This window comes from Pseudomonas sp. URIL14HWK12:I5 (genome assembly GCF_900176445.1).
In the GTDB taxonomy this organism is placed as follows: domain Bacteria; phylum Pseudomonadota; class Gammaproteobacteria; order Pseudomonadales; family Pseudomonadaceae; genus Aquipseudomonas; species Aquipseudomonas monteilii.
In genome coordinates, this window is the sequence record NZ_FWXQ01000010.1 from 144,005 (window position 1) to 168,568 (window position 24,564).

At 62.1% G+C, this 24,564-nt stretch carries 21 protein-coding genes; 17 read left to right on the top strand and 4 right to left on the bottom strand.

Annotated elements, in window-relative coordinates:
* The first annotated feature begins 53 nt into the window (after positions 1-53).
* Entirely contained in the window at positions 54-1,964 is a 1,911-nt protein-coding gene (locus B9A31_RS21965; RefSeq protein ID WP_027609268.1) for an AAA family ATPase, read from the top strand.
* 38 nt (positions 1,965-2,002) lie between these two features.
* On the opposite strand, the gene B9A31_RS21970 is transcribed toward B9A31_RS21965, so the two are convergent.
* Positions 2,003-3,388, bottom strand: coding sequence for an aldehyde dehydrogenase family protein (locus tag B9A31_RS21970; RefSeq protein ID WP_019096266.1), 1,386 nt, complete (start codon positions 3,386-3,388; stop codon positions 2,003-2,005).
* A 106-nt stretch (positions 3,389-3,494) separates the two neighbouring features.
* Here B9A31_RS21970 and B9A31_RS21975 point away from each other — a divergent pair, with 106 nt between their 5' ends.
* The 3 genes from B9A31_RS21975 to B9A31_RS21985 all read left to right on the top strand — a co-directional run bounded on the left by B9A31_RS21975 (position 3,495) and on the right by B9A31_RS21985 (position 5,803).
* Positions 3,495-4,364, top strand: coding sequence for a putrescine utilization regulator PtrR (locus B9A31_RS21975; RefSeq protein WP_019096265.1), 870 nt, complete (start codon positions 3,495-3,497; stop codon positions 4,362-4,364).
* 133 nt (positions 4,365-4,497) lie between these two features.
* The gene (locus tag B9A31_RS21980) at positions 4,498-4,941 is read left to right on the top strand and encodes a hypothetical protein (RefSeq protein ID WP_019096264.1); all 444 of its coding nucleotides are present in this window, start codon (positions 4,498-4,500) and stop codon (positions 4,939-4,941) included.
* A gap of 340 nt (positions 4,942-5,281) precedes the next feature.
* Positions 5,282-5,803, top strand: a complete 522-nt coding sequence (locus tag B9A31_RS21985) for an acyloxyacyl hydrolase (RefSeq protein ID WP_019096263.1) — start codon at positions 5,282-5,284, stop codon at positions 5,801-5,803.
* A gap of 32 nt (positions 5,804-5,835) precedes the next feature.
* Here the strand turns inward: B9A31_RS21985 and B9A31_RS21990 are convergent, their stop codons facing one another.
* On the bottom strand, positions 5,836-7,980 hold the full coding sequence (locus B9A31_RS21990) for a TonB-dependent siderophore receptor (protein WP_084297364.1): 2,145 nt from the start codon (positions 7,978-7,980) through the stop codon (positions 5,836-5,838).
* Between the two features lie 223 nt (positions 7,981-8,203).
* Positions 8,204-9,094, bottom strand: a complete 891-nt coding sequence (locus tag B9A31_RS21995) for a universal stress protein (protein ID WP_084297365.1) — start codon at positions 9,092-9,094, stop codon at positions 8,204-8,206.
* A gap of 130 nt (positions 9,095-9,224) precedes the next feature.
* Between B9A31_RS21995 and hisN the strand changes: the two genes are divergently transcribed.
* The 13 genes from hisN (at position 9,225) to B9A31_RS22060 (ending at position 23,156) form a co-directional block, all read left to right on the top strand.
* Positions 9,225-10,016 carry a histidinol-phosphatase gene (gene hisN / locus B9A31_RS22000; RefSeq protein WP_084297366.1) on the top strand — a complete coding sequence of 264 codons (792 nt, stop codon included), beginning with the start codon at positions 9,225-9,227 and terminating at the stop codon, positions 10,014-10,016.
* 114 nt (positions 10,017-10,130) lie between these two features.
* Entirely contained in the window at positions 10,131-10,862 is a 732-nt protein-coding gene (locus B9A31_RS22005; protein ID WP_025754139.1) for a hypothetical protein, read from the top strand.
* A 329-nt stretch (positions 10,863-11,191) separates the two neighbouring features.
* Positions 11,192-12,148 carry a helix-turn-helix transcriptional regulator gene (locus tag B9A31_RS22010; RefSeq protein WP_025754138.1) on the top strand — a complete coding sequence of 319 codons (957 nt, stop codon included), beginning with the start codon at positions 11,192-11,194 and terminating at the stop codon, positions 12,146-12,148.
* Between the two features lie 147 nt (positions 12,149-12,295).
* Positions 12,296-13,654 (top strand): benzoate 1,2-dioxygenase large subunit, encoded by a 1,359-nt coding sequence (benA, locus tag B9A31_RS22015; RefSeq protein WP_019096258.1) that lies wholly within the window; start codon positions 12,296-12,298, stop codon positions 13,652-13,654.
* Positions 13,651-14,136 carry a benzoate 1,2-dioxygenase small subunit gene (benB, locus tag B9A31_RS22020; RefSeq protein WP_084297367.1) on the top strand — a complete coding sequence of 162 codons (486 nt, stop codon included), beginning with the start codon at positions 13,651-13,653 and terminating at the stop codon, positions 14,134-14,136. The genes benA and benB overlap by 4 nt, the downstream gene beginning before the upstream one ends.
* A gap of 72 nt (positions 14,137-14,208) precedes the next feature.
* Positions 14,209-15,219 carry a benzoate 1,2-dioxygenase electron transfer component BenC gene (gene benC, locus B9A31_RS22025; RefSeq protein ID WP_019096257.1) on the top strand — a complete coding sequence of 337 codons (1,011 nt, stop codon included), beginning with the start codon at positions 14,209-14,211 and terminating at the stop codon, positions 15,217-15,219.
* 21 nt (positions 15,220-15,240) lie between these two features.
* On the top strand, positions 15,241-16,002 hold the full coding sequence (locus B9A31_RS22030) for a 1,6-dihydroxycyclohexa-2,4-diene-1-carboxylate dehydrogenase (protein WP_019096256.1): 762 nt from the start codon (positions 15,241-15,243) through the stop codon (positions 16,000-16,002).
* Between the two features lie 57 nt (positions 16,003-16,059).
* On the top strand, positions 16,060-17,388 hold the full coding sequence (locus B9A31_RS22035) for an MFS transporter (protein ID WP_019096255.1): 1,329 nt from the start codon (positions 16,060-16,062) through the stop codon (positions 17,386-17,388).
* Positions 17,389-17,442: 54 nt separating this feature from the next.
* On the top strand, positions 17,443-18,642 hold the full coding sequence (locus B9A31_RS22040; RefSeq protein ID WP_027609263.1) for a benzoate/H(+) symporter BenE family transporter: 1,200 nt from the start codon (positions 17,443-17,445) through the stop codon (positions 18,640-18,642).
* A gap of 54 nt (positions 18,643-18,696) precedes the next feature.
* Positions 18,697-19,947: an OprD family porin gene (locus B9A31_RS22045; protein ID WP_084297368.1), complete on the top strand. Its 1,251-nt coding sequence runs from the start codon at positions 18,697-18,699 to the stop codon at positions 19,945-19,947.
* 74 nt (positions 19,948-20,021) lie between these two features.
* Positions 20,022-21,092, top strand: coding sequence for a metal-dependent hydrolase (locus tag B9A31_RS22050; RefSeq protein ID WP_084297369.1), 1,071 nt, complete (start codon positions 20,022-20,024; stop codon positions 21,090-21,092).
* Positions 21,093-21,163: 71 nt separating this feature from the next.
* On the top strand, positions 21,164-22,075 hold the full coding sequence (locus B9A31_RS22055; RefSeq protein WP_019096251.1) for a LysR family transcriptional regulator: 912 nt from the start codon (positions 21,164-21,166) through the stop codon (positions 22,073-22,075).
* Positions 22,076-22,175: 100 nt separating this feature from the next.
* The gene (locus B9A31_RS22060) at positions 22,176-23,156 is read left to right on the top strand and encodes an LLM class flavin-dependent oxidoreductase (RefSeq protein WP_019096250.1); all 981 of its coding nucleotides are present in this window, start codon (positions 22,176-22,178) and stop codon (positions 23,154-23,156) included.
* Between the two features lie 277 nt (positions 23,157-23,433).
* Here the strand turns inward: B9A31_RS22060 and B9A31_RS22065 are convergent, their stop codons facing one another.
* Positions 23,434-24,531, bottom strand: coding sequence for an alkene reductase (locus B9A31_RS22065; RefSeq protein ID WP_019096249.1), 1,098 nt, complete (start codon positions 24,529-24,531; stop codon positions 23,434-23,436).
* Positions 24,532-24,564: the final 33 nt, after the last annotated feature.

Sequence of the window (24,564 nt, forward strand, 5' to 3'; positions counted from 1 at the left end):
CATTCCCTACCGAAAGTTGCTATCGTGCCGCCCTGTTTCCACCCGAGGTGCCGATGTTTTACCTGCCTTTGCCCAGCGACCAGGCCGATCGCCTCGCCAGCGAACCCAACACTGACTTTTTCACCACTGCCAGCGTGCTCGACGCCGCCGCAGTGCTGTTCGTGCAAAACCTCCCACGCCAGCCCGGCACCGCATCGGCGGACGCGCAAGAGCGCCGTTTCGCCGGAATCGTGCGCATCGCCAACGAAGTCGAAAGCGTCGCGCCCGGGCGTTTCCAGGGCCAGGTGGCGCAGCACTTCGATCGCGAAGCTTTTGCCATGGGCCTTGGCATGCTGGGTGAAAACGGCATTGCCCTGTTGTCGGCCGAGGTGGAGTACACCGCAGACGAGCTGCTGGATGCCGAAGGCCAGTGGAGCTTCCAGTTCGCCGACACCTACCGCCAGCGGGCCACACCGCTGCACCCGGTGTACTTGCCGTCCCTGGCCAGTGACCTGATGCTCAGCGATCAGCAAAACCGCCTGCTGCGCGAGTTTCTCAGTGGCATAGACGAGTCGGTGGCCGTGCAAGGCTTCGCCGGCACCGGCAAAACCTTCCTGATTCACCAGTTCGCCCGGCTGCTGGAGCCACAGCGCACGTTGCTGCTGGCACTGACCGAGGGCCAGTTGCGCGCCCTGCAGGCGCGGGTGAAGGACGCTGCCGCCTACACCGCGATGACCTTCGGCCAGCTGGCAGACGAGCTGCTGAACCGCGACCTCACCAGCAATGGCTGGCGTTTGCGCGACCCGTACCGTACCAAGCTGTCGTGGCGCCCGCAGGACGCACAGGTGGTGCGCTGGCTGGCCATTCCCGACATCGGCCCAGTTGCTGCACGCGATGTGGTTGCCTTGTGCGTGCGCGCCGTGCGCACGTTCTGCCACAGCGCCGACACCCAGCTGCAATTGCACCATTTGCCATGGGCCGGGCCGGGCACCTCGCCGCTGGACCAAGAGGTGCTGCTGGAAAAGGCGAGGTCGTACTGGCAGGAACTGATTCGCCCGTCGGCACGAGAAATCCAGCTACCGGTGCGCGACTACCACCGGGTAAAGCTGCTGTCACTGACCGACTATGTGATCGACAGCCGTTATACCCACGTCATCGTCGACGAATCCCACGAGCTGTCCGCACCGATGCTTGCCGTGCTTGATCGCAGCCCGCAGTCGATCATTGCCCTGGGGGACGAGCTGCAGAACCTCAACGGTCTGAGTCCGCACCATGGCGGTTTTATTCGCCAGCGCTGCATCGACCATTCGCTGCGTGCCGGGCCGGCGATGGACAACGTGCTGAACCCGCTGATTCAGGCGCACCCGGCCTCGATTCAGGCCGCTTTCAGTGGCAGCGCCGAGCACTACACCCGGGTCAGCTTCTTCGATGCCGTGACGGTGCCGGAACAGCCCACGGCGCTGATCGTCGATGACGAATGGGGCCTGTTTGGCTGGTTCCAGCGTCTGACACACCAGGGCGTGCCGTTCGTGCTGCTCAAAAGCGCGCGCAAGGACTTCGAATTGTTCGTCGAAGACTGCATCGAGTTGTACCGTTACGGCACGCGGCCCCGGCACCCGATGCTGTTCCGCTATGCCAGCTGGCAGGCGTTGGAGCAGGACAAGGGCGATGACAAGGCCTTCGTTGCCGTGGCCAACATGCTGCGCAAGGGCTACACGCCTGAGCACTTTGCCAAGGCCAAGAGCCGTTACCGTTGGGACAAGGCACCCAAGTTGTTCCTGGGGCGGGTAAGGGATGTGAAGAACATGGAATTCGCCCGGGTGATGGTGTCGCCGGAGCTGATGGTGGCGCCTCAGGTGGCGGGTAACCGCAATGAGCGGGCGCGGATGCTGGCGGGGTTGTACACCGCCTGTTCGCGGGCGCGGCATGAGTTGATCGTGCCGGGAGGGATGCTGGACTGGGTCAAGGACCAGGTTCGCGATTGAGATTGTTGGGGGCCGCAAAGCGGCCCCCATTTACACAATCAGTTACGGTCCAGCCAGACAGTCTGGGCATTGGTGAACTCACGCACACCAAAGTGCGAAAGCTCACGCCCGAAACCGCTCTTCTTCACACCGCCAAACGCCACGCGGGGGTCCGAAGCGCAGTAACCGTTGATGAACACGCCACCGGTATCCAGTGCTGCGGTCATGCGCTCAGCCAGCGCATAATCGGCGGTGTAGATGGTTGCGGCCAGGCCGAACTCGCTATCGTTTGCCAGCTCCACCGCATGGTCGGCATCACGGGCAGTGATGATCGCGGCCACCGGCCCGAACAGCTCCTGCTTGAACGCCGTCATGCCCGGCGTGACGTTGGCGAACACGGTCGGCGCGTAGAAGTTGGCCACGCCCTCGACTTTGTTGCCGCCCAGCAGCAGGGTGGCGCCTTCGGCGAGGGTCGCTTGCACCTGGCCGTCCAGCTCATCGCGCAGGTCGTAACGGGCCATAGGGCCAATGTAGGTGTCGTCGTCCAGTGGGTTGCCCACTTTCAGTTCACGGGTGGCTTCAACGAACTTGCGGGTGAATTCGTCAACGATGCTTTCTTCGACGATCAGACGCTTGGCCGCGGCGCAGACCTGGCCGGTGTTCTGGTAGCGGCCGATGACCGCAGCCTTGACGGCGGCATCCAGGTCGGCGTCGGCCAACACGATGAACGGGTCGGAACCACCCAGCTCCAGCACGCACTTCTTCAGCGCGGCACCGGCCTGGGCACCGATCGCCATGCCGGCACGTACGCTGCCGGTCAGGGTCACGGCGGCAATGCGCGTGTCGTTGATGGCGCGGGTGACGCCATCCGGGGTCACGTTCAGCACTTCGAACACGCCCTCTGGCAGCCCGGCATCCTTGAACAGCTCGCCCAGCAGGTAGGCGCTGCCCATCACGTTCGGCGCATGCTTGAGTACATACGTGTTACCCGCCAGGATCGCCGGCACGGCGCCGCGCAATACCTGCCAGACCGGGAAGTTCCAGGGCATCACGGCCAGGATCGGGCCAAGTGGACGGTATTCGATACGGGCTTTTTCAACCTGGGTAGGCTCAGGCGCGAGCATGGCCGGGCCGTGCTCGGCGTACCAACGGCACAGGCCAACGCACTTGCTGACTTCGCCACGGGCCTGGGCGACTGGCTTGCCGATTTCGCGGCTGATCATCTGGGCGAAGGCTTCGGCTTTGGCTTCGAGGGTGCTGGCCAGGGCGAGCAGGTACTCGCTGCGCTGACCCAGCGACACTTGGCGCCACTGGCGGTAGCCAACCTTGGCACGCTGCAGCGCCGCTTCCAGTGCGGCGTCGGTGTCGAACGGGTAGGCGCCGATCTGCTCGCCGCTGTACGGGTCGAGGGAGATGGCGTGGGTCAGGCTGCTGATCGCGCTCATGGCGGACACTCTCTTTGTTGTTAATCAGTGACGCCAGACTAGTGGGCTATGGCTTTAATGAAAACTGAATAATAATGAGTGAAACATTCACGTTTGGAGAAAGACTGTGGACCTGGTGCAACTGGAGATGTTCAAGGCCGTGGCAGAGCAAGGCAGCATCAGTGCCGCCGCGCAGCACATCCATCGGGTGCCGTCGAACCTGACCACACGCATCAAGCAGCTGGAGGAAGACCTCGGCGTTGAACTGTTCATTCGCGAAAAGAGCCGCCTGCGCCTGTCGCCTGCCGGTTGGAATTTTCTCGAATACACACGGCGCATTCTCGACCTGGTTCACGAGGCGCGTTTGACCGTGGCCGGTGAAGACCCGCAGGGCACCTTCGCCCTGGGCTCACTGGAAAGCACCGCGGCCGTGCGCATCCCGGCGCTGCTGGCGGCCTACAACCAGCGCTATCCCAAGGTCGACCTGGACCTGTCTACCGGCCCTTCGGGCACGATGCTGGAAGGCGTGTTGTCTGGTCGCCTGGTGGCGGCGTTCGTCGATGGCCCGGTGCTGCACCCGACACTGGAGGGCATGCCTGTGTTCGAGGAAGAGATGATGGTGATCGCGCCGCTCAACCATGCCCCGGTTACCCGTGCACAGGACGTGAACGGGGAGAGCATCTACGCCTTCCGTGCCAACTGCTCCTACCGCCATCACTTTGAAAACTGGTTCGTGCAGGACCAGGCGGTGCCGGGCAAGATCCACGAGATGGAGTCTTACCACGGCATGCTGGCCTGCGTCAGCGCTGGCGCAGGCCTGGCCATGATGCCGCGCAGCATGCTCGACAATATGCCCGGGTGCAGCACCGTCAGTGCGTGGCCGATGTCGGAGGATTTCCGCTACCTGAAAACCTGGCTGGTGTGGCGGCGGGGCACGGTATCGCGCAGCTTGAGCATGTTTGTAAAACTTCTTGAAGAAGCGCGTACAACATCCTGATATTTATATAAATTTACGTTCGCTTCATGCGTTAGTGCCGAATATCACGAGGGTAACCACACATCGGCACGAACACCGATACGCCTGAAGGATCAGATACTAGGTAAGCCATCCTCTGAAGGAGGGTCGTACCATGCGTAACCATCACTATGCCCTCGGTGCGGCACTGCTGGTCGCTTTTGCCATGCCATGGACCTTGGCAGCCGCCGCCAACCTCAATGCCCCCATCGATATGCAGGCCGTTCAGTTACAACCACAGGAACAGAACGGCGTGCGCTTTCTGCAGGGAGGCATCGGCCAGGATGAGGCCAACGCCCTGCGCAAAACCCCAGGTTACGACTTGCACGTAGAGCTTTCCACGGGGCCGGAAGGCAAGTTCCAGAGCGGGGCCAATATCGATATCCAGAACGCCCAGGGGCAGCCCGTGCTCAGCGTCATGGATGCCGGGCCGCTGCTGTATGTGCAGTTGCCGCCTGGCAAATACAAAGTCACCGGTAACGCTCAAGGGCAGACGGTGCAGCAAATGGTGACTGTTAACGGCAAGGCCCCTACGACCGTGAGCCTTAACTGGCGTTAAGGGATAACGGGCAGGAGTACATGTGTACTCCTGCCGGGTCGGAGCATATCGCCATGAGCCTGAGCCTTCAACTGGAGATGGTGGACGAGCGGGGGTATGTATTGATCCCGGATGTGCTCGAACCCCTGAGGCGGAATACAACTGCAGCCCTGCGCACGGCGAGGCACATCTTGAAGAAGCGAATTAGCCAATAGTGGCAATTCACTTTCAACTTTCTGATTATTTGGACAATAATAAAAAAAATATTACTTCGTGTGACCGGCCTGGAAGGGCCGGGCACCGCATAAGATCGAGGGGCTCAAGCCCCCGCTTGCCGTGTAGACCATCAGGAGAGTCGTTGATGAAAACCCGTCTAGCAGCATCGCTGGCCGCTGCAGTGCTGGCCTTTGCAGGGGCCAACCTGGCCCAGGCCGCGCAGGTGTCCGGTGCCGTTGGCGCCACCGGCCAAGGCGACATGACCTACCGTATTGGCATGTCGTTCGACTGGGACAAGAAATGGCTGGAAAGCAGCACCGGGTATTTGAGCGGATACTGGGACGCTGCGTACACCTACTGGGAGGGCGGGGACGCCAGTGGCGCACATTCGCTGTCGTTCAGCCCGGTGTTCACCTATGAATTCAGCGGTTTCACCTACACGCCGTACATCGAGGCCGGCATTGGCCTGGCGGCGTTCTCCAAGACCGACGTGGGCGATCAGCGTCTGGGTTCCTCAGTCAACTTCGAAGACCGCATCGGTTTTGGCTTGAAGTTGCCGGGGGAACAGAAGGTGGGCATCCGCGCGATGCATTACTCCAACGCGGGCATCAAGCAGCCCAACGACGGGATCGAGTCGTACTCGCTGTTCTACAGCAAGGGTTTCTAGCAGTTTGGGGCCGCCAGGCGGCCCCACACCCGTCAGAAGCTATACGAAACCCCAGCCTGCACTGTCCGAGGCGCCCCCGGGTACACATAGCTGTTGAACGCCCCTTCGTCATAGCCTTTGTTGAACACGTTCTTCACATCCAGGTTCAGACGGACGTGTTCGTTGACCTGGTAGAAGCTCAGCAAGTCGACCACGGTGTATTGCTCCATGGTGTAGGTCGTCGCGGCGGTCTGGCCTTGACGATCATCCACATACTTTACGCCAACGCCCAGGCCCAGCCCCTTGGCCACGCCATCCTGGAATTCATACGTGTTGAGCAGGCTGAAGCTGTTGCGCGGGATGTTTGCCAGGCGCGTGCCGGTCGGCAGGCTGGTGTCCTTTGTGACTTGGGCATCCACGTACGAATAGCCACCAATCACCCGCCACTCAGGCGTGATGTTGCCGGCAACGTTGATGTCCAGGCCACGGCTGCGCACCTCGCCGGCTGCGATTTTGTAGGTGCCGGTAGGGTCGCTGGGATCGTTGGCCAGCACGTTTTCCTTGACGATGTGGTAGATCGCCGCGTCAACGCTCAACTGGCGATCAAGTGCCTCCCATTTCACACCCAGTTCGTAGGACTTGCCTTTCTCGGGGTCGAAACCACGCCCTGTTGCACCGGCAGGCGCGCCACTATTGGGCTTGAATGAGCGTGCGGTGTTGGCATAGACCGCGACGGTATCGGTCAGGTCAAACAGCAGGCCGAACCGCGGGGTTACACCGTTCTCGCCTTTATCGAAGTTACCCGCACTGTTGAGCTTGTTGACATAGTCATGTTCAAAGCGTTCAAAGCGCACACCTGCCAAAGCTTTAAGGCGCTCGGTCAGGGCAACCTGGTCCTGAACGAAAAATGCCCAGGTTTTGAGGTTTTCCTTGTCATGGGTGGTGGGTGTACTCAATAGGGCTGGGCGCGACTGGTCATATACCGGATCGAAAAGGTCGATTGGATAGGACGTTGGAGTGGTAGCCGAACGCTGGATGATCGAGTTGTAGTCGTAGTCTTCGTACTCGACACCTGTAAGCAACGTATGGCTGAGACCACCGGTGTCAAAATGCCCGGTCAGGTTGAGCTGGTAGTCGCGGTCGCGCCATTCCAGCTTGCGGTAGTTGAAGTTACGCCCCAGGGTCCGGCCATCGGCCTGCAAGCGGTTGGCCTCGATGGCGTTGCCCTTGAGGGTACCGTCCAGCCACTGCATGCCGCCGCCCAGGGTCCAGTCATCATTGAGCGCATGCTCGAAACGCAACTGCGCCATGTTGTTATCGTTGTGCAGCATGTTGTCGCTGCCTTTGCCCCAGATGTTGGTATCGCGCGAGGCGCTGCCAGCCTGGTTGGTGTAATGCGTCAGGCCGCGGTCAAGCGGGTGGTTGTTACGCATGAAGTCGCCTTCAAAGACGATTTTGGTCGCATCGTTCACCTGCCAGCTAAGCACCGGCGCGACGTCGTAGCGTTCGCTTTCGACGTTGTCGCGGAAGCTGTCGCCACCTTCGCCCAACACATTCAGGCGATAGGCCAGGCTGCCGTCCTGGTTCAAGGCACCGGTGGCGTCGAGGGTGGCGCGGTGCATGCCCTGATCGTCGAGCTGGCTGCCCAGGGTTACCTGCTGTTCAGCCTGCGGCTGCTTGGTAACCACATTGAAGGTGCCGCCGGGGTCGCCACGGCCGTACAGGCTGCTGGCCGGGCCACGGATCACTTCCAGACGCTCGACGCTGTTGGCATCAGGCGCATTCGGGTAACCGCGGTTCATCGGGAAGCCGTTGCGGTAGTACTCGCCAGTGGTGAAACCACGGACAGTGACCGTGGTCAGGCCCTGCCCGCCAAAGTTGTTGGCGCGGCCCACGCCACCGGCATAGTCCAGGGCGTCTTGCAGGCGGGTGCTGGCCGTATCGGTCAGCACATCCTTGGGCACCACGCTGACCGACTGCGGCGTTTCGTGCAGCGCCGTGTCGGTGCGGGTGGCGCTGGCCGAGCGGGTGGCCTTGTAGCCAAAGACCGGGCCGTCGGCGCGTTCGCTGTCGGCGTTGCTGGTGATGTTCAAAGCCTGGAGTTCAATCTGGGCAGGGTCGCTGAGCGGTTCGGGCTCGGCAAAGGCCAGCGGGGAGACAGCATGAAGCACACAAAGCGAAACGAACGTGCGACGCATCGACGGTACGATCCTGGAGTGGGGCGCTGAGGGAAAGGGTAGGGAAGCGCCGCGAAATTACTACGAATCATTATCAAATGCATTCTTTTTGTGTGGCACTGGTGTACCAAATACCAACCGGTGAAATACACGCCGGTCTCTACGCGGGTAAACCGCTCCCACCTTTAATATCCCTAAGGGAGCGGGTTTTCCCGGGAAGCGGCCGGTTCAGATATGCCAGAACTCAGTGAACGGCCTTGATCCCCAGCACATTACACAACGGATGCTCCAGTACATGGGCCGTGGTCCCGCCCAGGAACGTCTGCATCGCGTCATGCCGGTGGCTGCCCATGACAATCACATCGGCCCGGCTGTGGCCGACAAACTGGGCAATCGCCCTGATCGCTGCTCCTTCCAGGAAGTGCCTGCGCTCCAGCGGAATCTGATGATGGTCACCCAGGCGGTTGAACGCTGCCCGCTGCGCGGTACGCACGCTGCTGTCGAAGCCAGGCATGGTTACCGTACCCGCACCAAAATCGGCGATATGGGTCTTGGCTGCATCGCACACATGCAGCAGATGGAGCTCGCCGTTGCATTGCAGCGCCAAGGCATGGGCAGTCTGTATGACCTGTTCATCCAGGTATTCACCTGCGCCGTGGCTGTTCAGGTCCACCGCTGCGGCAATCTGCCGGGGCAGGGGCAGGCGGATGTCGCTCACCAGGTGCACGGCGACCGGGCTGTCCTTGAGCAGTTGCCAGTCCAGGGGCGTGACCAGCAGGCGTTTGAGAATCGGTTCGTGCTGCACGTCCTTGACCAGCAGGTCGCAACCCAGCCGCTCGACCCGCTCCAGCACACTGCCCAGCGGGTCGCGGGTCAATAACAGCTCGGTGGACACGTCCAGGCCTGCATCGCCCAACTGTTCGGCCTCGTCCGCCAGCCACTGGCGGTTGTCGCTGAGCAGCCGCTCACGTTCGCGACCATCGCTCATCAAGCCAAAGGTGTCGACATCATCGACGAAAACGTTGATATCCAGCAGTGCGCCGCTGGACTCCGCCAGCGCCGCTGCGCGTTGCAGCGCGGGCGTATGGCGCATTTGCGGGCCGAGCATGACGAACAAACGCTTGAACTGGCTCATCTCACACCTCCACGTGTGGCAGCCCCCCGGTGCTCTGGTCTTGTTCAGTCTAGTTCGCTTCAGGCTGCATGAGCAGCAGGCTGGCGATCGAGTATGATGCTGCCCCTAATCATTGTCCTGAGGCCGTCCCATGTCCCTGAGTGCTGAACAGATCGGTGAATTGCGCACCTTTGCCGAGCAGTTGGCCGATGCTGCCGCTGTGGCGATCCAGCCTTATTTCCGTGCCAGCCTGGCTGTCGAGGACAAGGGCGGGCGTTTGTACGACCCTGTCACCGTAGCCGACAAGGCGGCGGAAGACGCCATGCGCGAGCTGATCCAGGCCCGTTACCCCGACCACGGTATTCTGGGTGAGGAAGCGGGTGTCGCCGTCGGCAGCAGCCCGCTGACCTGGGTGCTTGACCCGATTGATGGCACGCGTGCTTTCATCACCGGCCTGCCGTTGTGGGGGACGTTGATTGCTCTGAACGATGGCGTGCGCCCGGTGGTTGGCGTGATGAACCAGCCGTTCACCGGCGAACGCTTTGTCGGCACCCCTGAAGGTGCCTGGCGCAGCGGTACGCCGCTGAAAACCCGTGCCTGCGCCGACCTGGCCTCGGCCACGCTGATGTGCACCACCCCCGACATGTTCGATACCGTCGAGCGCAAGGCTGCGTTCGAGGGCGTTGCCGGCCGGGCGCGGTTGATGCGTTATGGCGGTGATTGCTATGCCTACTGCATGCTGGCTTCGGGCTTTGTCGATGTGATCGTAGAGGCCAGCCTGCAGCCGTATGACGTGCAGGCATTGATGCCGATCATCGAGGGAGCAGGTGGGGTGATTACGGCTTGGGATGGTAGCTCGGCGCAGCATGGTGGTTGCGTGGTGGCGTGTGGTGACCCGGCGTTGCATGCGCAGGTCGTGGAGATGTTGCGCCACGCCATGTAGTTGAAGCGTCGCACGCAAATCCCCAACCACTGCACTTTTTCCGTTTTCGAGGCTCTATGCTTGGCCAGGCTGCCTTGACCCCCAAGGCAGCCGCCGAATATCGACCCGGTGCCGATGGTTGCAAGCTACCCAAGTTTCTTCTCCCGCCTGTTGCTGGCAGGCGCCCTCACATGCCTGTGCGCCTGCACCCAGGAGCAAGGCCGTGACATCGTTAATCAGTTCGGCAACGGCAAGCCCAGCGAGCTGTTCCAGACCAGCGTCGACCGCATGGCCACGCTGTCCATGCGTGACAACCTGCAAAGCCTGTACCTGCTGATGAACAAGCTGTACCAGCGCAATCCCAACCAGTGGAAGATGTCTGGCTACATCGACGCCGCCACCGCCGAGCGACAGATCCGCATCGCCATCGAGCAACGCCAGCCATTGCCGCAACTGGGCAACCGCCGCGACCTGGCGGCATTGAGCTACGCCCTGAGCCCGGAGTTTCGCGGTGATCGTGTTGGCGCCTTCATTTACGCCATCGGCAGCATGCTGATTACCGCGCATGGTGGGCGTACCGAGTTCTACATGACCGATACCATCGACCCGCTGTTCGTCAACAACGCGGCGCGCAATATCGAGAAGGCGACCTGGATGCTCAGCCAGCGGCAGGACGCGAATGGGGTGCTGCTGCTGTTCTCCAACGAGATCTCCGAAGAGGGCAGTAACCTGAGTTTTGCCGTGGAGTTTGGCAAAATCGTTGCGCGGCTGGATCTGCTGGCGGAGTTGCTGGATGAGCGTTATCGGCGGATTGGCCTGAATTACGCGCAAAGCCTGCTGTTGATGAATTTTCTGCCGGTGCAGTGAAAGATCGTCAAATCATATTGATATTTTTGCTAGTTACACAATTATCTTGGTGTGCCATTGCTATGTGGTATTCCATGCTCAGGACGTTGTAATTACCGTTCGATAAACGAACACTGGTTTCCCTCGGCATGTCCGCTATCCGCCCATCCAATCCCTTCTCCACATTGCCCAACCCCCACCTTTTTGCTGTAGTGTGGCTATCCGCCGGTTGTCGCCTGCCCCCGCGACCCGCAACCGGCCCGATAGAATGACCGTGACGACCGCGACCACTGCCCACAAGGCGGTAGGAGGCGGCGACCAGAACAATAACGATACCGAGTGCCTTGCCTATGGAAAGCCGCCTGCTGAGCGAGCGCAGTAGCGTGTTTCATCACGCCGACCCTTATGCTGTGTCCGATTATGTGAACCAGCACGTAGGCCAGCATTGCATCGGTCTGTCGCGCACCACCCACCCTCAAGCCAGCCTCAGCCACCGCAAGTTCGCCGAACTCGACCTGTGCCGCATCAGCTACGGCGGCAGCGTGCGCGTTACCTCGCCCGCGCTGGAAACCATCTACCACCTGCAAGTGCTGCTCAACGGCAACTGCCTGTGGCGCGGGCACAAGCGCGAGCATCACCTCGTGCCGGGCGAGCTGTTGCTGATCAACCCCGACGACCCGGTTGACCTGACCTATTCGGAAGACTGCGAGAAGTTCATCCTCAAGGTGCCCACCCGGCTACTGGATTCGATCTGCGACGAACAGCGTTGGCATCGGCCAGAAGGCGGTGTTCGGTTCTTGCGCAACCATTACCGGCTGGATGAGCTGGACGGGTTCGTGAACCTGCTGGCCATGGTTTGCCACGAAGCGGAAGTGACCGATTCGCTGCCGCGCGTGCAGGGGCACTACAGCCAGATTGTCGCCAGCAAGTTGCTAACCCTGATGAGCACCAATATCCGCCGCGAAAGCCTGGGTTCGCCAGGGGCTAGCCTTGAGCGAATCATCGACCACATCGACCGTAATCTGAAGCTTGAGCTGACAGCCGAGGCGCTGGCGGAGCAGGCGTGCATGAGCTTGCGCTCGTTGTATGCGTTGTTTGACCGGCAACTGGGCACTACACCCAAGCAGTACGTACGCCAGCGCAAACTGGAGCAGGTGCGTGCCTGCCTGGGCGATGCCACTTGCTCGGTACGCAGCGTGACCGAGCTGGCCATGGACTATGGCTTCCTGCACTTGGGGCGGTTCTCCGAAGTGTATCGGCAGCAATTTGGCGAGCTGCCCTCGGAAACCTTACGCAAGCGGCGCTGAACTCGCGGGTCTCTTCATGGGGTTCGCCCGCGAGGAGGTCCGTTAACCTGCACAAAACGGATATCACTGCGCACAAACCGGATACTCCCGCCTAATACCAGCGCCCAAACTGACCAGGTCTAAACAATAACAAGGGAGACCCTGGCCATGTCCCTGGGATTCGACTACCTCAATGCCATGCTCGAGGACGACCGTGAAAAGGGCATCTACCGCTGCAAGCGCGAGATGTTCACCGACCCACGCCTGTTCGACCTGGAGATGAAACACATCTTCGAGGGCAACTGGATCTACCTGGCCCATGAAAGCCAGATCCCCGAAAAGAACGACTTCCTCACCCTGACCATGGGGCGCCAGCCGATTTTCATCGCGCGCAACAAGGACGGTGAGCTCAATGCCTTCCTCAACGCCTGCAGCCACCGCGGCGCCATGTTGTGCCGGCACAAGCGCGGCAACCGCTCCAGCTACACCTGCCCGTTCCACGGCTGGACGTTCAATAACAGCGGCAAACTGCTGAAGGTGAAAGACCCCAGCAACGCCGGCTACCCCGACAGCTTCAACTGCGACGGCTCCCACGACTTGACCAAGGTGGCGCGCTTCGAGTCGTACCGGGGCTTTTTGTTCGGCAGCCTGAATGCCGATGTAAAACCGCTGGTAGAACATTTGGGTGAATCGGCCAAGATCATCGACATGATCGTCGACCAGTCGCCAGAAGGCCTGGAAGTGCTGCGCGGTGCCAGCTCGTACATCTACGAAGGCAACTGGAAGCTCACCGCCGAAAACGGCGCCGATGGCTACCACGTCAGCTCCGTGCACTGGAACTACGCCGCTACCCAGAACCAGCGCAAGCAGCGTGAAGCCGGTGACGAGATCAAGACCATGAGCGCCGGCGCCTGGGCCAAGCAAGGCGGGGGCTTCTATTCCTTCGACCATGGCCACCTGCTGCTGTGGACCCGCTGGGCCAACCCGGAAGACCGCCCGGCCTACGAGCGCCGGGACCAGCTGGCTGCCGACTTCGGCCAGGCCCGTGCCGACTGGATGATCGAGAACTCGCGCAACCTGTGCCTGTACCCGAACGTGTACCTGATGGACCAGTTCAGCTCGCAGATCCGCGTTGCGCGGCCGATTTCGGTGAACAAGACCGAAATCACCATCTACTGCATCGCGCCCAAAGGCGAGAGCGCCGATGCCCGCGCCAAGCGCATTCGCCAGTACGAAGACTTCTTCAACGTCAGCGGCATGGCCACCCCGGACGACCTGGAAGAGTTCCGCTCCTGCCAGACCGGCTACGGCGGCGGCACTGGCTGGAACGACATGTCCCGTGGCGCGAAGCACTGGGTCGAAGGCGCCGATGAAGCGGCTAAAGAGATCGAGCTCCATCCGCTGCTGTCTGGCGTGCGCACCGAGGACGAAGGCCTGTTCGTGCTGCAACACAAATACTGGCAGGACACCATGATCCAGGCCCTGAAGGACGAACAGCAGCTGATCCCTGTGGAGGCCGTGCAATGAGCCTGTATGAAACCGTGCGCGACTTTCTCTACCGCGAAGCGCGCTACCTGGATGACGCCCAGTGGGACCAGTGGCTGGAGCTGTACGCCAGCGACGCCAGCTTCTGGATGCCGAGCTGGGATGACGATGACACCCTCACCGAAGACCCACAAAGCGAAATCTCGCTGATCTGGTACGGCAACCGTGGCGGCCTGGAAGACCGCGTGTTCCGTATCAAGACCGAGCGCTCCAGTGCGACAGTGCCGGATACCCGCACCTCGCACAACATCAGCAACATCGAGATCGTCGAGCAAGGCGAGGGCAGCTGCCAGGTGCGTTTCAACTGGCACACCCTGATCTTCCGCTACAAGACCACCGACAGTTACTTCGGCACCAGCTTCTACACCCTCGACCTGCGCGGCGAGCAGCCGCTGATCAAGGCCAAGAAGGTGGTGCTGAAGAACGACTACGTGCGCCAGGTCATCGACATCTACCACATCTGATACAGGGTTTTGCGAGCATTGCCCGGTGCGTCCTGCGACGCGCCGTGGGCCGGCTCGCCCGCGAGGTGCAACATGAGCTACCAGATCGCACTGAATTTCGAAGACGGGGTTACCCGTTTCATTGAAGCCACCGGCCATGAAACCGTGGCCGACGCTGCCTACCGCCAAGGCATCAACATCCCGCTGGACTGCCGCGACGGCGCCTGCGGCACCTGTAAATGCAAGGCCGAATCTGGCCGCTACGACTTGGGCGACAACTTCATCGAAGACGCCCTGAACGAAGACGAAATTGCCAAAGGCTACGTACTGACCTGCCAAATGCGCGCTGAAAGCGACTGCGTCATCCGCATTCCGGCCTCGTCGCAGTTGTGCAAGACCGAACAGGCCAGCTTCGAGGCGGCCATCAGCGATGTACGCCAGCTGTCGGCCAGCACCATTGCCCTGTCGATCAAGGGCGAGGCCCTCAGCCGCCTGGCCTTCCTGCCGGGGCAGTACGTCAACCTCAAGGTGCCGGGCAGCGAGCAGAGCCGCGCCTATTCGTTCAGTTCGTTGCAGAAGGATGGCGAAGTCAGCTTCCTGATCCGCAACGTGCCGGGTGGTTTGATGAGCAGTTTCCTCACCAACCTGGCCAAGGCCGGCGACAGCATGAGCCTGGCGGGGCCGTTGGGCAGCTTCTACCTGCGGCCTATCCAGCGCCCGCTGTTGCTGCTGGCTGGCGGCACTGGTCTGGCCCCGTTCACCGCGATGCTGGAAAAGATCGCCGAGCAGGGCAGTGAACACCCGCTGCATCTGATCTATGGCGTGACCAACGATTTCGACCTGGTTGAACTGGATCGTCTGCAAGACTTTGCAGCGCGTATCCCCAACTTCACCTTCAGCGCCTGCGTAGCCAACCCGGACAGCCAGTACCCGCAGAAGGGCTATGTGACCCAGCACATCGAGCCGCGCCACCTGAACGATGGCGATGTGGACCTGTACCTGTGCGGGCCGCCACCCATGGTGGAAGCGGTCAGCCAGTACGTACGCGAACAGGGCATTACCCCGGCCAACTTCTACTACGAGAAGTTCGCGGCAGCGGCCTGACGGATCAAGCAGGAGAAACACATGAACAACCGATTCCAAGGCAAGGTCGCCCTGGTCACCGGTGCCGCTCAAGGCATCGGCCGTGGCGTGTGCTGGCGGCTGAAGGCCGAAGGCGCGCAAGTGGTGGCGGTAGACCGTTCCGAACTGGTCCACGAGCTGGCAGGCGAGGGCATGCTTACACTCACCGCCGACCTCGAACAACACGCCGACTGCGCCCGTGTCATGGCCAGTGCAGTGGAAACCTTCGGCCGCCTCGACATCCTGGTCAACAACGTCGGCGGCACCATCTGGGCCAAGCCTTTCGAACACTACGAGGTGGAGCAGATCGAGGCCGAGGTGCGCCGCTCGCTGTTCCCCACCCTGTGGTGCTGCCATGCCGCGCTGCCTTACATGCTCGAACGCGGTAGCGGCGCCATCGTCAACGTCTCGTCCATCGCCACCCGTGGCGTCAACCGCGTGCCTTATGGCGCGGCCAAAGGCGGCGTCAATGCGCTCACCGCGTGCCTGGCCTTTGAAACCGCTGGCCGTGGCATCCGCGTCAACGCCACCGCACCCGGCGGCACCGAGGCGCCACCCCGACGCGTGCCACGCAACAGCGCCGAGCAAAGCGAACAGGAAAAACACTGGTACCAGCAGATCGTCGACCAGACCCTCGACAGCAGCCTGATGCACCGCTACGGCAGCATCGACGAGCAAGTGGGCGCGATTTTGTTCCTTGCCTCTGACGAAGCCTCATACATCACCGGCGTGACCTTGCCGGTAGGAGGCGGCGACCTCGGCTGAGCAGCAACCTCAAGGCAACAGCTTTCCCTCACAACAAAAACAAGAGCGACAGATGCCATGCGAACCCTTGACGTACACCCGATCATCGATAACGCGCGCTTTACCCCGTTCCACTGGATGGTCATGGCCTGGTGTGGCCTGCTGCTGATCTTCGACGGCTATGACCTGTTCATCTACGGCGTGGTACTGCCGGTCATCATGAAAGAGTGGGGGCTTACCCCGTTGCAGGCCGGTGCGCTGGGCAGCTACGCGCTGTTCGGCATGATGTTCGGCGCCTTGGCATTCGGCAGCCTGGCCGACCGTATCGGGCGCAAGAAGGGCATTGCCATCTGTTTCGCCTTGTTCTCGGGGGCAACCATTCTCAATGGCTTTGCCAGCAGCCCGAGCGAGTTCGGCATCTACCGTTTCATCGCTGGCCTGGGCTGCGGCGGCCTGATGCCCAACGCCGTGGCACTGATGAACGAATATGCGCCCAAGCGCCTGCGCAGCACGCTGGTGGCGATCATGTTCAGTGGCTACTCGCTGGGCGGCATGCTGTCGGCAGGCGTGGGCATCTTCATGCTGCCGCGCTTTGGTTGGGAGTCGATGTTCTTCGCCGCTGCCGTACCATTGCTGCTGTTGCCGGTGATTCTCTACTACCTGCCTGAATCGATCGGTTTCCTGGTGCGCCAGGGCCGTACCGAAGAAGCTCGCAAACTGTTGAAACGGCTGGACCCAGAATGCGATGTACAGGCGGATGACGTGTTGCAGGCCGCTGACCGCAAAGGCAGCGGGGCATCGGTACTGGAGCTGTTCCGCAATGGCCTGGCCATACGCACACTGGCGTTGTGGCTGGCGTTCTTCTGCTGCCTGTTGATGGTCTATGCACTCAGTTCCTGGCTGCCGAAACTGATGGCCAACGCGGGCTACAGCCTGGGTTCGAGCCTGTCGTTCCTGCTGGCGCTGAACTTTGGCGGCATGGCCGGGGCAATTCTGGGCGGCTGGCTGGGCGACCGCTACAACCTGGTCAAGGTGAAGGTGGCATTCTTCATTGCCGCTGCGCTGTCGATCAGCTTGCTGGGGGTGAACAGCCCGATGCCGGTGCTTTACCTGCTGATCTTCATTGCCGGCGCCACCACCATCGGCACGCAGATCCTGCTGTATGCCGGCGCTGCGCAAATGTATGGGCTGTCGGTGCGCTCCACCGGCCTGGGCTGGGCCTCGGGCATTGGGCGTAACGGCGCCATCGTCGGCCCGCTGCTGGGCGGCGCGCTGATGGGCATCAACCTGCCGCTGCAACTCAACTTCATCGCCTTCGCCATCCCTGGCGCAATCGCTGCGCTGGCCATGGCTGTGCACCTGGCCAGTGGCCGTCGGCAAGCTCAGGCCCTTGCGGCGCAGGCATAACCCGAAGAACAAGCGCCGGGCACCGCGCCCGGCCGATGCCTTGCCAGAGGTCCCATGAAAACCCTGATCAAGGACAGCTCGCTGTCCGCCATCGTCGCCGGCTGCATCGCCACGCTGATCTCCTACGCAGGCCCGTTGGTCATCATCTTCCACGCCGCCGAAGCCGCCGGCCTGTCCCACCAACAGTTGTCATCCTGGGTCTGGGCCGTGTCCATGGGCAGTGCCGTGCTCGGCGTACTGCTCAGCCTGCGCTACCGGGTACCTGTGGTGATCGCCTGGTCGATTCCAGGTTCCGCGCTGCTGGTCACCGCCTTGCCGCAGCTCGGCCTGGAGCAGGCCGTGGGGGCTTACCTGGTGGCCAATCTGGTGCTGCTGATGATCGGCATCAGCGGGGCCTTCGACCGCATTATCGCCCGCCTGCCGGGCTCCATCGCTGCCGGCATGCAGGCGGGCATTCTGTTCAGCTTCGGCATCGAAGTGTTCCGCGCCCTGCCAGTGCAGCCGCTGCTGGTGCTGACGATGTTCGTTACCTACGTGCTGATGCGCCGGCTACAGCCACGCTATGCAGTGGCGGCGGTGCTGTGCGTGGGCACCCTGGTGACCGTTGGCAGCGGGGCGTTTCGCAGCGATGCACTGGTGCTGGAGCTGGCTTCGCCACAGTGGGTCACGCCGCAGTTCAGCCTTTCGGCGGTATTCAGCCTGGCCTTGCCAATGGTGCTGGTGGCGCTCACCGGGCAGTTCATGCCAGGCATGGCGGTACTGCGCAACGCCGGCTACGCCACACCCGCCAGCCCGTTGATCAGCGCCAGTGCCCTGGCTGGAGCGCTGCTGGCGCCGTTCGGCTGTCACGGGCTGAACCTGGCGGCGGTTACCGCCAGCCTGTGCACCGGCCATGAAGCCCATGAAAACCCTCGGCGGCGTTATGTAGCGGCGGTGGCTGGCAGTGCGCTGTACCTGCTGCTGGGCATTGCCGGCGCCACGTTGATGTCGCTGTTCGCCGCCTTTCCCGCCGCACTGATCGCTGCCCTGGCCGGCTTGGCCCTGTATGGCGCCATCAGCGAGGCCCTGGCCCGTAGCCTGGCAGAGCCGGCCGAGCGCGACGCCGGGCTGTTCACCTTCCTGGTCACCGCTTCGGGGGTGGCGTTCCTGGGGCTGTCGGCGGCGTTCTGGGGGCTGCTGTTCGGCCTGCTGGCCCATGCGCTGCTCAGGTTGCATCGGCCACGTGCCCGGGAGGTGCTGCGCCGTACCCCATGAACTGCAGTGTTCCCAACGCTTTACCCATAAAAACAAGATCAAGAGAGCTTCGGAATGAATCACACCCCTTGTGTCGCCCTGGGCCTGACTTTGCTCAGCCAACCGCTGCTGGCTGCCGAAGGCGGCTTCTTCGAGGATTCGAAGGCCACCGTGAGTGCCCGCAACTACTATTTCAGCCGCGATTTCTCTGACATCGTCGGGGCCAACAAGCAGTCCAAGGCCGAGGAGTGGGCCCAGGGCTTCATCCTCGACTTCAAGTCGGGCTACACCCCCGGTAGCGTCGGTTTTGGCGTGGACGCGCTGGGCCTGCTGGGTATCAAGCTCGACAGCAGCCCCGACCGGGCCAATACCGGCCTGCTGCCGGTGCATGGCGATGGCCGTGCCGCCGACGAGTACAGCCGCCTGGCGCCCACCTTCAAGGCCCGCCTGTCGAAGACCGAACTGCGCGTCGGTGAACTGCAACCCAACCTGCCGGTACTGACGTTCAGTGATATCCGCCTGTTGCCGCCGACATACCAGGGCGCCAGTTTGAGTTCGTCGGAAATCGACGGGCTGACCTTGCAGGCCGGTCACCTGAAAAGCACTCACCTGCGTAATGAAGGCGGCGACGGCAAGATGAACGCCATGCTCGGCCATGTGCCGATGCGCCAGTCTGAAAGCGATGCCTTCAACTATGTGGGCGGGGACTATGCGTTCAACGCCAACCAGAGCAGCGTCAGCCTATGGTACGGGCAGTTGGAAGACATCTATGAACAAGGGTTTATCGGCCTGAAGCACAGCAAGCCAGTAGGGGACTGGGTGCTTAGCGCAAACCTGGGCTATTTCACCGCGCGTGAGGATGGCGATGCGCTGCTGGGCAATATCGACAACCAGGCGTTCTTCTCGATGTTCACCGCCCGGCATGGCGGGCACAGCTTCCATGCTGGCTACCAGGGCATCTATGGCGATAGCCCGTTCCCTCGGGTATTCGCCAACATTTCGCCGTTGGGTAACGAGGTGCCGACGTATGAGTTTGCCTACACCGATGAGCGCTCGTACCAGGTACGCTACGACTACAACTTCGCCGCCCTGGGCGTACCCGGTCTGACGGCGACCGCGCGGTACATAACCGGTAACAATGTCGATACCGGGCTGGGTTACGAAGGGCGGGATCGCGAACGTGACCTGGACATTGGCTATGCCGTGCAGAGCGGCGTGCTGAAGGGGCTGGGGATTCGGGTGAGGAACGCCATGGCACGCTCCAATTACCGCAGTGACATCGACGAAAACCGCCTGACGTTGGTGTACACCTGGCAGCTGTTCTGAGCCAGCCAAGGGAATTGCGCACCGAGGTCGTATGAAGGTAGCTTGCGCAAATATCCCTTTCAGGAGCGCGCCCCTTGGATTCCATCACCCAAGCCGTACTCGGCGCGGCCCTGCAGGGTACCGTGCTTGGCCGCATCCAGGGGCGGCGCGCGTTGCTGTATGGCGCTGCGCTGGGCACGCTGCCCGACCTGGACGTGATCATCCGCTACGCCGACCCGGTGTCGCAGATGACCTACCATCGCGGGTTCTCCCACTCGCTGTTCGTGCTTACCGGGCTGGCCTTGCTACTGGCCTGGCTGGTCCACAAATGCTGGCCTGGCAAGGCTTACACCTTGTCCAGGTTGTTCGTGGCGTTCTGGCTGGTACTGGTTACTCACCCGTTGCTGGATGCCTTCACGGTTTATGGCACGCAGTTGTTCTGGCCACTGCAAGTCACCCCGCAAAGCTGGGCGGCGGTGTTCATCATCGACCCGGTCTACACCTTGCCGCTGCTGGCGGCGGTTATCTACGCCATCTTCAAGGGGGTGACCGCAAAGGCGACACGTCTGCTGACCCTGGCGCTGGTGTTCAGTACCGCTTACCTGGGTTTCGGCCTCGCCGGGCGTATGGCGGCGGAGCAGCGCTTCCAGGCGGCGCTGGATCAGCAAGGCATTGTCGCCAGTGAAGTGCGCGCCGTGCCGATCGCTTTCAATAGTCTGGTCTGGCGAGTACTGGCCAAGACCCCGGAGGGTGATTACTACGAGGGCATCAGCAGCGGGTTCGACCGGCAAGCGCCTGAAATGCAGCGTTTGCCGCGTAATCTGCAGCTGGCGAAAGCACTGGCAGGAAGCCCTTTGCACCAGCGTTTGCGCTGGTTTACCGATGACTGGCTGCGCTACGACCAGGTGGGCGACGCGCTGGTGGTGACCGACTTGCGCATGGGCATCCCTGGCAACTACACCTTCCGTTTCAACATGGCCCACCGTGACCGCCAGGGACACTGGGTTGCCGACGTACCTTCGCGGTGGCAAGGCAGCGGGCCTGGCTCGATGTTCAACGGTAATGACCTGCGTTTGATCTGGCGGCGTATTGTCGACCAGCAGCCACCACTGCCGTTGGCCGCCTGGACAGACGCGTACATGAGGCCAGCCCCGAACACGCCCTAGCCAGCCTGTGGCCTTGCATTAGCTGGCTTCGGCCCCATTTATGCCGGTTCGATGACTCCAGGAACCCGCTCATGGAACCCAACCGCTTCGGCGACATTGCCGCCTTTGTCAGTGCCGCCAAGGCTGGCAGCTTCACCGCTGCCGCCGCCAGCCTTGGCCTGACGCGTTCGGCGGTGGGCAAAAGCATCGCCCGCCTGGAAGCGCGCATGGCTGTGCGCCTGCTTAACCGCACCACGCGCAAGCTGAGCTTGACCGACGAAGGCTTGGTGGCCTTTGAGCGCTGGCGGCAGATTCTGGATGACCTGGATGAGGTGGAAAGCACCATGGCCCAGCGCCGCGGAAAGCCCACAGGCACCCTGCGCCTGACCGCGCCGCTCTCGTTCGGCCAACGTCACGTGCTTCCGATCCTGGATCGCTATCTCAAGCAGTGGCCGGAACTGCGCGCAGACATCCGTTTCACCGACCGCTTCGTCGACCTGGTCGAGGAGGGCGTAGACGTTGCGGTGCGTATTGGCGCACCCAAGGAAGACTCACAGTTGTTGACCCGCACGGTGGCTTGGCAGCAGTTTGTTACCTGCGCCGCACCGTGTTACCTGGAAGCACGCGGGGTACCCCGGGTGCCAGCGGACCTCTATGGTCATGACAAGATCGCGTTCCTGGCAGGTGAAAAGGCCATGCCCTGGCGTTTTCACACCGAAGCGGGGCTGCACCTGTGCGAAGACCCCGGCCGTTTGAACATCGACAGTTCCGAAGCCATGCTCGACGGCGCCCGCGCAGGCTTCGGGCTGATTCACCTGCCCACCTACATCACCGGTGACGACTTGCGCGCCGGCACGTTGGTAGAAGTGCTGCAGGCGTATCGGCCGCCGGCAGACCCTATCCGAATCGTGTACCCGAGCAAACGCCACTTGTCCCCACGGGTGCGTGGGTTCATCGACTTGCTGGTAGCCAGTTGGGAACCGGGCGTGCCTTGGGAGTACTGATTGGGGAATGCCAGGCCCCTATACCGGGCCTGAACCTGGGTTTATCGCTAGCGGCGCAGCAGGGAAACTGGCAGCCACTGATAATCCCCCTGGAGACCCCATGACTGCACTGTCCGTACTGGATCTGGTCATGATCGGCGAAGGCAAGACCTTCGCCGACGCGATCGAAGAGTCCCGCCAGCTGGCGCGGCATGTCGAGCAACAGCACTACAGCCGCTACTGGATTGCCGAGCACCATGACATGCCAGGCATCGGCTCGGCGGCCACTTCGCTGGTGATCAACGAAATCGCCAACGCCACCCGGCACATCCGTGTTGGCGCGGGTGGCATCATGCTGCCCAACCATGCGCCGTTGCTGATAGCCGAGCAGTTCGGCACCCTCGATACCTTGCACCCGGGCCGTATCGACCTGGGCCTGGGCCGTGCGCCAGGCACTTCCGGGCCGACCGTACGTGCCTTGCGCGGTGCCGCGCCAGAACGTGACTTCAGCCAGGACATCGCCGAACTGCGCGACTACCTGGCCGACAACGGCAAGCGCCGGGTGCGTGGCGTGCCAGGCAGCCACGAGGTGCCGGTGTGGATCCTTGGCTCCAGCCTGTTCGGCGCCGACCTGGCGGCGAAGCTGGGCCTGCCGTACGCCTTCGCTTCGCACTTTGCGCCGCGTTACCTGCTGCAGGCGATTGCCCATTACCGGGCCAACTTCCAGCCCTCGGCGCAGTTGGCCAAACCTTATGTGATGGTGGGCATGAATCTCTTCGCCGCCGCCAGTGATGCCGAGGCAGATTACCTGGCCAGCTCCCATCGCAAGTGGATGCTGGACCTGCATGTGGGGCGTTATGGTCTGTTGCCTAAGCCGCAGGAGGGTTATGTGCAACGCCTGCCTGAGCACGAGCGTGCAGTGCTGGAGCAGGTGATGGCCTGCACCGTGGCGGGTGGGCCTGAGCGAGTGAGGGAAGGGCTGCGCTCGCTGATCGAGCAGACCGGGGCGGATGAGCTGATGATCGATTGCCGCATCCATGACCCGCTGGCGCGGCAGCGGTCGCATGCCTATGCGGCGCAGGCGCTGGCGGAACTCGGTTAAAGCTACCGGCCTCTTCGCGCGCTTGCCCGAGAGGAGGCCGGCATTGGCAACAAAAAACGGGAGCCCTTATGGGCTAATGCCAGTCAGTTAAGCCGCTTAGGCTGCAATGGGGCTTTTGGGCCTGCATGCGCCTGCCTTGAGTCATGTGGGGCTGCTGACATCGAGCGCCGCCCGCGCGGCGCTCGATGTCACAGGCGAAAAACCACCAAAGCCGAACACGTGCAAGCCAAAAACCTTACCGGACTGGCACTAGCCCATATGGGCTCCCGTTTCTGTATCAAGCCTGCTTCAGGAACGGATAATCCGTATACCCTTCAGGCCCATTGGCATAGTCGAACTGCGCCCGGTGCTCGTTCAACGGCGCCTGGAGCCGCAGCCGCTCGACCAAGTCCGGGTTGGCGATGTAACTGCGCCCGAACGCCACGGCATCGATCAGGCCACGCCCGATCAGGTCTTCGCCTTTCTCGGCGGTGTAAGCACCGGCCGCGATGATTACGCCCGGGTAAGCCGCGCGGATTGCCTGGCGGAATTCGTCACGCAATGGCTTGCCACCGGCCCAGTCAGGCTCGGAGAGGTGCAGGTAGGCGAGGTTGCGCTTGGCCAGCTCGCGGATCAGATACAGGCCGGCGGCTTCCTGGTCTTCGCCATTGTCCACGCCATTGAAACCACCCAACGGGAACACGCGGATGCCGACGCGCTCGGCGCTCCAGTTGGCAACGGCCGCGTCCACCGCCTCCAGCACAATACGTGCGCGGTTTTCGACGCTGCCGCCGTAACGGTCTTCGCGCTGGTTGGCACTTGGGGTAAGGAACTGGTGCAGCAGGTAACCATGGGCCGCATGCAGCTCGATGAAGTCGAACCCGGCTTCACGGGCGTTGATCGCGGCCAGGCCGAAGTCGGCGACAATACCGGCAATTTCCGCTTCGCTGAGCGCCCGCGGCGCGGATGTTTCTACGCGTATCAGGTCGCCTTGCTCGTCACGCAGGGTAGTGCGCGCACCTGCCGGAAGTGCCGAAGGGGCCACTGGCGCTTCGCCGCCAGGTTGCAGAGAAGTGTGTGACACCCGCCCGGTGTGCCAGACCTGCACGGCGCTGTGGCCGCCATCGGCATGAATGCCTTCGTTGATGTGCTTCCAGGCAGCGATCTGTTCGGCGCTATGAATGCCGGGCGAGCCAGAATAGCCCTTGGCCTGGAAGGAGATCTGCGTGGCTTCAGTGATGATCAGGCCCGCACTGGCGCGCTGACGGTAGTACTCGCCCATCAGCGTGGTGGGTACATCGCCCGGCTCCAGGCTGCGCAGGCGGGTGAGGGGCGCCATGAAGACACGGTTGGGCAGGGTGAGGGGGCCGATTTGCAGCGGTTGCAAGAGTTTCATTGCAGCTCCAGAGGTGGAAAACCAATGGTGCGC

Bases quoted from the DNA above. Each gene is read 5' to 3' on its own strand.
- B9A31_RS21965 (WP_027609268.1), top strand. From the start codon at position 54: ATGTTTTACCTGCCTTTGCCCAGCGACCAGGCCGATCGCCTCGCCAGC.
- B9A31_RS21970 (WP_019096266.1), bottom strand. From the start codon at position 3,388: ATGAGCGCGATCAGCAGCCTGACCCACGCCATCTCCCTCGACCCGTAC.
- B9A31_RS21980 (WP_019096264.1), top strand. From the start codon at position 4,498: ATGCGTAACCATCACTATGCCCTCGGTGCGGCACTGCTGGTCGCTTTT.
- B9A31_RS21985 (WP_019096263.1), top strand. From the start codon at position 5,282: ATGAAAACCCGTCTAGCAGCATCGCTGGCCGCTGCAGTGCTGGCCTTT.
- B9A31_RS21990 (WP_084297364.1), bottom strand. From the start codon at position 7,980: ATGCGTCGCACGTTCGTTTCGCTTTGTGTGCTTCATGCTGTCTCCCCG.
- B9A31_RS21995 (WP_084297365.1), bottom strand. From the start codon at position 9,094: ATGAGCCAGTTCAAGCGTTTGTTCGTCATGCTCGGCCCGCAAATGCGC.
- hisN (WP_084297366.1), top strand. From the start codon at position 9,225: ATGTCCCTGAGTGCTGAACAGATCGGTGAATTGCGCACCTTTGCCGAG.
- B9A31_RS22005 (WP_025754139.1), top strand. From the start codon at position 10,131: ATGGTTGCAAGCTACCCAAGTTTCTTCTCCCGCCTGTTGCTGGCAGGC.
- B9A31_RS22010 (WP_025754138.1), top strand. From the start codon at position 11,192: ATGGAAAGCCGCCTGCTGAGCGAGCGCAGTAGCGTGTTTCATCACGCC.
- benA (WP_019096258.1), top strand. From the start codon at position 12,296: ATGTCCCTGGGATTCGACTACCTCAATGCCATGCTCGAGGACGACCGT.
- benB (WP_084297367.1), top strand. From the start codon at position 13,651: ATGAGCCTGTATGAAACCGTGCGCGACTTTCTCTACCGCGAAGCGCGC.
- benC (WP_019096257.1), top strand. From the start codon at position 14,209: ATGAGCTACCAGATCGCACTGAATTTCGAAGACGGGGTTACCCGTTTC.
- B9A31_RS22030 (WP_019096256.1), top strand. From the start codon at position 15,241: ATGAACAACCGATTCCAAGGCAAGGTCGCCCTGGTCACCGGTGCCGCT.
- B9A31_RS22035 (WP_019096255.1), top strand. From the start codon at position 16,060: ATGCGAACCCTTGACGTACACCCGATCATCGATAACGCGCGCTTTACC.
- B9A31_RS22040 (WP_027609263.1), top strand. From the start codon at position 17,443: ATGAAAACCCTGATCAAGGACAGCTCGCTGTCCGCCATCGTCGCCGGC.
- B9A31_RS22045 (WP_084297368.1), top strand. From the start codon at position 18,697: ATGAATCACACCCCTTGTGTCGCCCTGGGCCTGACTTTGCTCAGCCAA.
- B9A31_RS22055 (WP_019096251.1), top strand. From the start codon at position 21,164: ATGGAACCCAACCGCTTCGGCGACATTGCCGCCTTTGTCAGTGCCGCC.
- B9A31_RS22060 (WP_019096250.1), top strand. From the start codon at position 22,176: ATGACTGCACTGTCCGTACTGGATCTGGTCATGATCGGCGAAGGCAAG.
- B9A31_RS22065 (WP_019096249.1), bottom strand. From the start codon at position 24,531: ATGAAACTCTTGCAACCGCTGCAAATCGGCCCCCTCACCCTGCCCAAC.